The organism is Streptomyces sp. TM32 (genome assembly GCF_004122755.1).
GTDB classification, from domain to species: domain Bacteria; phylum Actinomycetota; class Actinomycetes; order Streptomycetales; family Streptomycetaceae; genus Streptomyces; species Streptomyces sioyaensis.
On sequence record NZ_SDIG01000211.1, the window covers coordinates 1 to 9,944 of the forward strand.

Genomic DNA, 9,944 nt, shown 5'->3' on the forward strand with positions numbered 1-9,944 from the left:
CGCCCGGTCCTTACGGACCTCGAAGTCCATTGCATCCCCTGAACTGGGGTGTTGCAACGACTCCTAGAACCCAAGGTTCCGGCCCGCCCCTACGGTGCGGAGAGCAGCGGCGGCGCGCGCCGCCCGCCCCTACGGCGACAGCGTCAGTGTGTCCTTGCCCGCCTTCTTGACGGCGTCCTCGCTGTACGCCCAGGGCAGCAGTTCGCCCTTGGCCCACTTGTCGGTCTGGTCGTAGTAGTGGGCGTCGTAGGCGTGCCCGGAGGCGCCGGTGAGGTTGATCCAGCGGGACTTGTCGAGGTCGGCGAGGTTGACCACCATCCGCATCGACGGGACCCAGGTGACCTGGTAGCCGCCGGCGGCGTTCCAGCCGGTGGCGTCGACCGCGGCCTCGCCGCCGCCGACGTTCCAGGGACCGCGGTTGAACAGGCCCTGCAGCATGCCGGGGCCGTCGGTGCCCAGGGTCTGGTTCTTCAGGAACATCTGGTGGAGCCGGCCCCAGCTCCAGTTGTCGATGTTCTTGCCCAGCTTGGAGGTCAGCTCGTAGCGCGCGTCCGCCATGGCGTGCGCGAGGAGCTGGTCGCGGTTCTTGTCACCGGGGCGGCCGGGGCGGTCCTCGGTCTTCCACCAGGCGTTGTTGGGGTCGTCGAGGATGCCCCGGACGACCTCGTACCAGCGGTCGCCGCCGTCGGGCTGGGCGGTGTCGCCGGCCCGCTCGCCGCATTCGCGGACGTACTTGTCGTTCTCGTCGGCGGGGCCGGTCTCGTCGGCCGGGCGGACGGTCAGGCACTGCCCGTCGGGGCGCAGCTCCTTGGGCATCTTGTTGCCGAAGGCGAGCTTGAGGGTGTTGCGCCAGACGGCGTTGAAGTAGGCGGCCGCGGCGGAGTCGGGCTCCTGGGTGAAGTCCCAGCCCTCCAGCAGCTGCTGGGCGTCGCGGACGTACTTGTCCTTGATGTCGATCTTCGTCAGGTAGGGCGTCAGCAGCCGGGCGATCTCGCTGCTGTTGTCCTTCTGGAAGGCCTGCATGTCGTCGGTGGAGACCTTGCCGCCGTCCTTGATCTTCGACTGGATCAGGTCGTTGATCCGCTGGCTGCGGGAGCCGTAGCCCCAGTCCTTGGTGAGGAGGTAGGGGTACTTCTCGTCGGTGACGGCCTGGTTGGCGGTGACGATGTAGCCACGCTTGGGGTTGTACTCGTACGGCAGGGACTTCTGCGGGATGTAGCCGGTCCACTGGTACTTCGGGTCCCAGCCGGGCGCCGGGTAGGTGCCGTCGAAACCGCCGTCACCCTTGCCGCGGACCGGAATCTGCCCCGGGGCCTGGTAGCCGATGTTGCCCTTGGTGTCGGCGTAGATCAGGTTCTGGGACGGGACCTCGAAGTGCCCGGCGGCCTTGCGGAAGTCGGTCCAGTTCTTGGCGCGGTTGAGTTCGAAGACGGCGTCCATGGACTTGCCGGGGTTCAGCGCGGTCCAGCGCAGGGAGACGGCATAGCCGTCGCCGCGGTCCGGTGCGGCGTTGCCGACCGGGGCGTCCTTGCCGACGCCGGCCAGCTCGCTGTCGCGGTCGGAGACGATCGGCCCGTTGTTCTTGGTGGAGCGCACGGTGATCTCGCGGCTCGCGCCGCCGGCGACCTTGATGGTCTCCTTGCGGGTCACGAAGGGCTGCTGCCGGTTGTCGTAGAGGTAGCCGTCGGCGTTGACCTTCTCCAGGTACAGATCGGTGACGTCCGCGCCGAGGTTGGTCATGCCCCAGGAGACGTCCTGGTTGTGGCCGATGACGACGCCCGGCATACCGGAGAAGGTGAAGCCGGAGACGTCGTAGTTGCACTTGGGACCCGTGGTGCGGCAGTGCAGGCCCATCTGGTACCAGAGCGAGGGCATCTGCGGTGCCAGGTGCGGGTCGTTGGCGAGCAGCGGCTTGCCGGTGGTGGTGTGGGCACCGGAGACGACCCAGGAGTTGGAGCCGATGCCGTTGCCGTTGGGGCCGAGCAGCGCGGGCACCTTGTCGAGCGTCTTGGACAGCGAGGACAGCTGCGACTGGTAGCCGGCCAGGGCTCCCGCGGCGCCCGCGGGGGCGGCGTTGGCCGCCGCGCCGGGCTTGAACTGCTTGGTGGCGGGGTCGACCGAACCGCCTTCGACGATCGGCTTGTTCCGCTTGTACGGGTACGCCGGGTACAGCTGATTGATCTGCGCCGGGCTGAAGCGGCTGGTCATCAGGGAGCGGTCGATCTCTTCCTGCATGTTGCCGCGCAGGTCCCAGGCCATGGCCTTGAGCCAGGCCACCGAGTCGACCGGCGTCCACTTCTCGGGCTTGTAGTCGTTCTGGAAGTCCAGCGCCGCGTACTCCAGGGACAGCGCGGAGCCCTCGTGGTCCTTGAGGTAGGCGTTGACGCCCGCGGAGTAGGACTGGAGGTACTTCTTGGTGGCGGGCGACAGCTTGGTGTCGTACTCCTTCTGCGCCACCCGGTGCCAGCCCAGGGTGCGCAGGAAGGAGTCGGTCTTGACCTGGCTCTTGCCGAACATTTCCGAGAGCCGGCCGGCGGTCATGTGACGCCGGACGTCCATCTCCCAGAAGCGGTCCTGCGCCTGGACGTATCCCTGGGCGCGGAAGAGGTCTTCGTCGGTGTCCGCGTAGATCTGCGGGATGCCGTTGGCGTCACGGGTGACGTCCACCGGGTTGGTCAGGCCCGGGACTTTGAGTGAGCCGGTGGTCTGCGGGAACGAGGCACGGACGGTGCTGACACCCCAGAACGCGCCGAAGCCGATGCCCGCCACGAGCAGCAGCACGACCGTGATCGCGACGAGGCGGCCGCGCCGCCCCTTCTTCTTCCTGGGGACTGGGCCGGACTTGTTGGCGGGCATCTCTGTCCTTCGAGGGGCAGGGTGGGCGTGCTGGAGCAACCATAGGCGCACGGGTTGGGTGACCCCTACGCGGAGTCACCGCCAGCACATCCAACCTTCAAGTAATGGTAAATTGTTAGCCTCAGTAACTAGATACGTTAAGGAAAAGCGCCCCGGCACCTGTGCGAGGAAGGATCAGCTCCTGACTGTCGACCACCTCAACGAACTCCTGCTGATCTGCTCTCTCGTACTGCTCATCGCGGTGGCCGCGGTACGGGTCTCCTCGCGCAGCGGGCTCCCCAGCCTGCTCATCTACCTGGGGATAGGCATCGCCATAGGGCAGGACGGCCCCGGCGGCGTCGTCTTCGACAACGCCGGCCTGACCCAACTCCTCGGCTATGCCGCGCTGGTCGTGATCCTTGCCGAGGGCGGCCTGGGCACCAAATGGAAAGAGATCAAACCGGCACTGCCACGGGCGGTGGCACTGTCGACGGTCGGCGTCGCGGTGAGCGTGGGGGTCACCGCGGCCGGCGCGCACTACCTGGCCGGACTCGACTGGCGCCAGGCGCTGCTGATCGGCGCCGTGGTCTCCTCCACCGATGCCGCGGCCGTCTTCTCCGTACTGCGCAACGTGCCGCTGCCGTCCCGGCTGACAGGCATCCTGGAGGCCGAATCCGGCTTCAACGACGCCCCCGTCGTCATCCTCGTCGTCGCCTTCTCCACCACGCAGCCGGTCGACGACTGGTACGTCCTGCTCGGCACGATCGCTCTGGAGCTGGCGATCGGCGCCGCCATCGGACTGGCCATAGGCTGGCTCGGCGCCTACGGCATGCGGCACGTGGCGCTGCCCGCGTCCGGTCTGTACCCGATCGCCGTCATGGCCATCGCGGTCTCCGCCTACGCGGCCGGTGCGCTGGCGCACGGCTCCGGCTTCCTCGCCGTCTATCTGGCCGCGGTGATCCTCGGCAACGCCAAGCTGCCGCACGCCCCGGCCACCCGCGGTTTCGCCGAAGGCCTCGGCTGGATCGGCCAGATCGGCATGTTCGTCCTGCTGGGCCTGCTGGTGACCCCGCACAACCTGCTCGACGACATCGTGCCCGCGCTGCTGATCGGCCTGATCCTGACCATCGTGGCCCGGCCGATGTCCGTATTTGTGGCGCTGCTGCCGTGGCGGATGCCGTGGCAGGAGAAGACCCTGCTGTCCTGGGCCGGGCTGCGCGGTGCGGTCCCGATCGTGCTGGCGACCATCCCGATGGTGACCCATGTGCCCGGCAGCGAGCGGGTCTTCAACATCGTCTTCGTGCTGGTCGTCATCTACACCTTCGTCCAGGGGCCGACGCTGCCCTGGCTCGCCAGACGGCTGCGGCTGGGCGACGGCGAGGAGGCCGCCGACCTGGGCATCGAATCGGCGCCGCTGGAGCGGCTGCGCGGCCATCTGCTGTCGACCACCATCGGCCCGACGTCGCGTATGCACGGCGTCGAGGTCGGCGAGCTGCGGATGCCCGCGGGCGCCGCGGTCACCCTCGTCGTCCGGGACGGCGCCAGCTTCGTCCCCGCGCCCACGACGGTGCTGCGCCGCGGCGACGAGCTGCTGGTGGTGGCCACCGACCCGGTGCGCGACGCGGCCGAGCGGCGGCTGCAGGCGGTCTCCCAGGGCGGCAAGCTGGCCGGCTGGCTGGGCATCCCCGGTTCCCTGGGGCGGCGGCACGGCTCGCACTGAGCGCCCGCGGACCCGGAAATGTGCTGCACATCTCCACGGATCCTAAGGAAATTCCCGGGAAGCCCTGCCCGATCCCAGGGCTTCCCGCGCTGCGGCCTGTAGTATGAAGAGGCACATCGACGAACCAACTCTGCCTGATGCAGAGCTGGCGCGACCGCTCGGCGGCCGCGGTCCCCCTGCCTTACGCAGCCACCTCTTCCGGTGCGGACCACGCGGTATCACTCGGTCCTGCGCGAGAGGACAGCTCTCGGCGCGTATCCGTGACGACCTCGCGGGTGGCGCGCTACCAGGCGGCAGAAAGGCCCGGCCGTGGCATCCGCGGTCAAGGATTCCCGTTCCGGTTACGGATCACTTCTCCGCACCCCTGGTGCATGGACATTCCTGCTGCCCGGCTTCCTGGCCCGGCAGCCCTTCGCCATGCTGACGATCGGCATCGTGCTGCTCGTCCAGTCCACCACCGGCTCGTACGGCACCGCGGGCGCGGTGTCCGCCACCACCGGCGTCTCGATGGCGCTGTTCGCCCCGCAGAGCGGCCGGCTCGCCGACCGCTTCGGCCAGCGCGCGGTGCTGCTCCCCGGCGTCCTCGTGCACGCCACCGGCGTCGCGGCCCTGATCACCCTCGCCCTGGCGCACGCCCCGCTGTGGGCGCTGCTCGCGGTGGCCGTCCCCACGGGCGCCTCGACGCCGCAGGTCGGCCCGATGGTGCGGGCCCGCTGGGCGGCCCGGCTCGGCCGCAGCCCGCTGATGCCGACGGCCGCCGCCTTCGAGTCGGTGACCGACGAGTTCACCTTCGTGGTCGGCCCGGTACTGGCCACCGCGCTGTGCACCGGCATCCACCCGGCGGCCGGACTGATCGCCGAGGCCGTGCTGACCCTGGCCGGCGGGCTGCTGTTCGCCGCGCAGAAGCGCAGCCAGCCGGCGGTGCACCGGGCCGCGTCCGGCGACCGGCCGCGCGTCTCGGCGCTGTCGGTGCCCGGCGTACGCGTCCTGATCGTGGCGTTCCTCGGCATCGGCGCCGTCTTCGGCGGAATGCAGGTCTCGCTGACGGCGTTCACCCAGCACATCGGGCAGCCCGGCATCAACGGCGTGCTCTACGGCATCTTCGCGGGCGGCAACATGCTCGCCGGTATCGCCTGCGGCGCGATCGCCTGGAAGGTCGGCCCGCGGCGCCGGCTGCTGGTCGCCTACGGGCTGCTCGCGCTGGCCACCACCCCGCTGTGGGCGGTGACCTCGGTACCGCTGCTGGGCGCCGTCGGCCTGGTCGTGGGCCTGTGCATCGCCCCGGCCCTGATCACCGGCTACACCCTCGTGGAGACGCTGGTGCCGGCCGCCGCCCGGACCGAGGCCTTCACCTGGCTGACCGGTGCGGTCGCGCTGGGCCAGGCGGCCGCGGCCACCTCGGCCGGCCAGCTCGCCGACGGATTCGGGCCGAGCAGCGGATTCCTGGTGCCGCTGGCCGGTACGGCGCTGGCCTGCACCGTGCTGCTGGCGCTCCGCGCCCACCTGCTGCCGCGCGGCTCGGCCGCGGGTGCCGACACCGCCGCTCAGCGCGTCCCGGACCGCGCCGGCGCCGGTGCCGAGGGCCGGGAGCGGGAGCTGGCGCGCGCCTGAACGGACGTGGAGTCGGTCACCGTTGCGCCGGTCACGGTGGACTGATGGCCAGGAATACTGCAAGATGGAGCGTCGTTAGCACTCATCGAGTGAGAGTGCCAGGAGGAAGACAAGTGCCGACCTACCAGTACCAGTGCACCGAGTGCGGCGAGGGCCTCGAGGCGGTGCAGAAGTTCAGCGACGACGCGCTCACGGAGTGCCCCAGCTGCAACGGACGCCTCAAGAAGGTGTTCTCCGCGGTCGGCATCGTCTTCAAGGGCTCCGGCTTCTACCGCAACGACAGCCGCGGCTCGTCGTCCAGCAGCAGCCCCGCGAAGACCTCCGCCTCGTCCGGCGCTGCGTCCTCCTCGGACTCGTCGAGCTCCTCGTCCGGCAGCTCCGAGACCAAGGCCGCCGCTCCGGCCGCCGCCTCGTCCTCCGGCAGCGGCTCGGGCACCAGCTCCGCAGCCTGACCCACAGCGTTCCGGGCCCCGCCGTCACCACGGCGGGGCCCGCTGTGTTGGGGCCTGCTTGCGTGCACGTCCCTACGGGTCGCGCCGTCCGCGTCCTTACGCGACGCTTCCATACGTTTCCTTACGGAATGCTTTCGCGGGCGTCACTCTTCTGCCTCACGCCGCCCCGCCCCGATAGTGTGACCGGCATGGCTGACGCGGAGATTGGTGTAATCGGCGGCTCGGGGTTCTACTCCTTCCTCGACGACGTGACCGAGATCACGCTGGACACCCCGTACGGGCGCCCCAGCGACTCGCTCTTCCTGGGGAAGATCGCCGGCCGCAAGGTCGCCTTCCTGCCCCGGCACGGCCGCGGGCACCATCTCCCGCCGCACCGCATCAACTACCGCGCCAACATGTGGGCGCTGCGCTCGCTCGGCGTGCGCCAGGTCCTCGGCCCGTGCGCGGTCGGCGGGCTGCGCCCCGAGTACGGCCCCGGCACGCTGCTCGTCCCCGACCAGCTCGTGGACCGCACCAAGGCCCGGACCCAGACCTACTTCGACGGGGAGACCCTGCCGGACGGCAGCACCCCCAACGTCGTCCACCTGACCTTCGCCGACCCGTACTGCCCCACCGGGCGGGAGGCCGCCCTCGCGGCGGCCCGCGGCCGGGACTGGGAGCCGGTGGACGGCGGCACCCTCGTCGTCATCGAGGGCCCCCGCTTCTCGACCCGCGCCGAATCGCGCTGGCACGCCGCGCAGGGCTGGTCGGTGGTGGGCATGACCGGGCACCCGGAGGCCGTCCTGGCCCGGGAACTGAGCCTGTGCTACACGTCGTTGACGCTGGTCACGGACCTGGACGCGGGTACCGAGACGGGCCATGGCGTCTCCCACGAAGAGGTCTTCCGGGTCTTCGCGCAGAACGTCGACCGGCTGCGCGACGTCCTCTTCGACGCGGTCGCCGCGCTCCCCGGCAACACCGCCCGCAACTGCCTGTGCACCGACGCCCACGCGGGCTGGGACCTGGGCATCGAACTGCCGTAACGCCGCGCGGCCTCACCCTTCGGGGTGGCCGAGTTGTCCACAACGGCGGGGTCGTACACAGCCTGGAGCGGGCCGGCGCGGACTCCGGCACGGTGGTGATCGCAGGTTCTCCGAACCCCTCACCACAGGCGGTGACCAGATGCCCCGTACCCCGTCCGCTCCCTCTCCGCTGACCGACTCCGACCTTCTCGCCCCTCCGCTCCCCGCTCCCCCGCCGTGTGAGGTGCCGCACTTCCCACCGGTGCGGGCAGGCGGCGGCCGGCCCCGGCTGGGCCGGACCGCACGGCGGCGTCTGCTGGCCGCCGGACTGGCGACGGCCGCCGCAGTGCTGGCCGGCGGTGCCTCGTACGGCGCCGTACGAGCCGCTCCCGCCGCCGGCTGCCCCTCGCCGACGACCGTGGGCAGGCGGTGACCATGCGCCAAGATCGAGTGGCTTCGGCCGCCGGGGCACGTGACACCGCTGCGAGTGACAGAGCGGCCGCCGCGCGCCCGTGGCGACCCGCCCGGGGCACGGATACCGCGGTCGCTGCCCACCCGGACCGCAGGAGCGGCCCCCTCCGCCCGGCCCGCACTCACGCTGCGGCCGGTCGCCGGTCGGCGCGGCAGGACTGGACACCTCCGCCCTGCTCTGACGTAAGTTGCGGTGCTGAACGTCGGTGCACCGTGTGTAGTGAGCAAGGAATGAGGCTGTCAGGTGAGCGAGAGCAAGGGCGTCCTGCAGGGATTCAAGGAATTCCTGATGCGCGGCAACGTCATCGAACTCGCGGTCGCGGTCGTCGTCGGTGCGGCATTCACGAACATCGTCAACGCGGTGGTGAAGGGGATCATCAACCCCCTCGTGGGTGCGCTCGGCTCACAGAACCTCGATCATTACCAGTCCTGCCTGACCGCGACCTGCGCCACGGATCCCAAGACGGGCGCCTTCACCGACGGCATCTACATCCTGTGGGGCTCCGTGCTCAGCGCCGCCCTGACGTTCCTGATCACCGCCGCGGTCGTCTACTTCCTCATGATCCTTCCGATAAACAAGTGGAAGGAGCGCCAGGCGGCCCGGAAGCCTGCGGAGGAGGCCCCGCTCGGCCCGACCGAGATCGAACTGCTGACGGAGATCCGCGATGCGCTGATCGCGCAGCGCGGCGGCACGAGGCCCGTGCCGTCGGGCACCATCGGCATCCAGAAGACGCACGAGTAGCAGGCGCCGAACGGCCGGCCGAGGCCGCCCCGTCGCCTCGCTCAGAGGTGGTGGGGCGGCTTTTCGTCGAGGAAGCGGGCGAGGTCGGCGGCGCTGTCCCCGCCACTGGGGCGCTCGCCCCAGCCGCGGTCGGTGTCGTCCGAGGACTGCTGGTTCAGCGGATCGTCGAAGATCAGCCGCGCCGCGGGCTTGCGGGCCGGGCGTGCGGCCGGGGCCGGCTCGGCGGCCTGTTCGGCGCCCGCGGCCTCCTGGGACTGGGCGTCCGGCTCGTGTTCGGGGGTGGTGCTCACCCCACCAGGGTACGGCCGGCACGGATGCGGCCGCCGACCGGCGCGGGCCGCCCCCCTTGGCGGAGGGCGACCGCGGGCGAGTCCGTACTCAGCACACCTGATAGGGGAAGGCTGGCCGGCACGGACCGCCTGTGGCCTCCCCGACGAGCCCGTCGCTCACGGGTGATGGAGCGCCCGTGCACGGACCGCGTCGACGGGACCGTCCTCGGGAATCGGCAGAAAGTACTTCACCTGCCACGCCTGCGTACTTCGGGCCTGCCGGCTGGTGGTCTCCACCCACGGCGGATAGATGCGGAAGGCCCGCTTCCCGCCGGAGCCGTTCCGGGAAACGATGCCACGTTGGCAGAGCACCTCCCGCGGAAAGACGAAGTGCCCGAACCGCTCGCCGTCGCGGGTGCTGATGACGAAGAGATCGACCGGGTCCGCGGAATCGAAGGGCTCGATCGGCCCGCCGGGGCGCCGCTTCCACACCGTGACGAACTGGCCGACCTTCGTCGGAGTCGTTTTGCCCACCCGAAACGTGACGGACGAGCCGTCGAGAGTGAATTCATGCGCCGCATACTCGGCACTCTCGGCTTCGGGCACCGGTCGCGAGCACACGAATCCGCACGGGTCGTACACCAATGCCTTCGCCGCACGAAGTTCACCATGCAGTGATTCCCCGTCCGGCCACGGTGGGGGAACTGGGGGGCCATGGTCCGAAGGTGCCCCGGAATATGTCGCCATTCCGGCATCTTGCCATCAGCGGTCGCCGCAACTCTCGGCGGGATATGGGTGACTTGGGGGAAGGGGAAGGGGAGGGGGCCGGGGGGGAGGGGCCCC

9 protein-coding genes are annotated in these 9,944 nt (G+C 70.4%); 6 read left to right on the top strand and 3 right to left on the bottom strand.

Features of this window, described 5'->3' with window-relative positions:
• Nucleotides 1–129: 129 nt before the first annotated feature.
• Complete coding sequence (locus EST92_RS28820) at nucleotides 130–2,856, bottom strand: penicillin acylase family protein (RefSeq protein ID WP_129283644.1); 2,727 nt, start codon at nucleotides 2,854–2,856, stop codon at nucleotides 130–132.
• Nucleotides 2,857–3,037: 181 nt separating this feature from the next.
• Here EST92_RS28820 and EST92_RS28825 point away from each other — a divergent pair, with 181 nt between their 5' ends.
• The 6 genes from EST92_RS28825 to mscL all read left to right on the top strand — a co-directional run bounded on the left by EST92_RS28825 (nucleotide 3,038) and on the right by mscL (nucleotide 8,832).
• A complete protein-coding gene (locus EST92_RS28825; RefSeq protein WP_174244166.1) occupies nucleotides 3,038–4,555 on the top strand; it encodes a potassium/proton antiporter in 1,518 nt (505 codons plus the stop codon).
• Nucleotides 4,556–4,864: 309 nt separating this feature from the next.
• Nucleotides 4,865–6,166: an MFS transporter gene (locus EST92_RS28830; RefSeq protein ID WP_129283646.1), complete on the top strand. Its 1,302-nt coding sequence runs from the start codon at nucleotides 4,865–4,867 to the stop codon at nucleotides 6,164–6,166.
• Nucleotides 6,167–6,279: 113 nt separating this feature from the next.
• Complete coding sequence (locus EST92_RS28835; RefSeq protein ID WP_129283647.1) at nucleotides 6,280–6,618, top strand: FmdB family zinc ribbon protein; 339 nt, start codon at nucleotides 6,280–6,282, stop codon at nucleotides 6,616–6,618.
• A gap of 188 nt (nucleotides 6,619–6,806) precedes the next feature.
• Nucleotides 6,807–7,640, top strand: coding sequence for an S-methyl-5'-thioadenosine phosphorylase (locus tag EST92_RS28840; protein ID WP_129283648.1), 834 nt, complete (start codon nucleotides 6,807–6,809; stop codon nucleotides 7,638–7,640).
• Nucleotides 7,641–7,779: 139 nt separating this feature from the next.
• Nucleotides 7,780–8,052: a hypothetical protein gene (locus tag EST92_RS28845; protein ID WP_129283649.1), complete on the top strand. Its 273-nt coding sequence runs from the start codon at nucleotides 7,780–7,782 to the stop codon at nucleotides 8,050–8,052.
• 282 nt (nucleotides 8,053–8,334) lie between these two features.
• Entirely contained in the window at nucleotides 8,335–8,832 is a 498-nt protein-coding gene (gene mscL, locus EST92_RS28850) for a large conductance mechanosensitive channel protein MscL (protein ID WP_129283650.1), read from the top strand.
• A 41-nt stretch (nucleotides 8,833–8,873) separates the two neighbouring features.
• Here the strand turns inward: mscL and EST92_RS28855 are convergent, their stop codons facing one another.
• The gene (locus tag EST92_RS28855) at nucleotides 8,874–9,122 is read right to left on the bottom strand and encodes a hypothetical protein (protein ID WP_129283651.1); all 249 of its coding nucleotides are present in this window, start codon (nucleotides 9,120–9,122) and stop codon (nucleotides 8,874–8,876) included.
• Between the two features lie 156 nt (nucleotides 9,123–9,278).
• The gene (locus EST92_RS28860) at nucleotides 9,279–9,743 is read right to left on the bottom strand and encodes a MepB family protein (RefSeq protein WP_129283652.1); all 465 of its coding nucleotides are present in this window, start codon (nucleotides 9,741–9,743) and stop codon (nucleotides 9,279–9,281) included.
• Nucleotides 9,744–9,944: the final 201 nt, after the last annotated feature.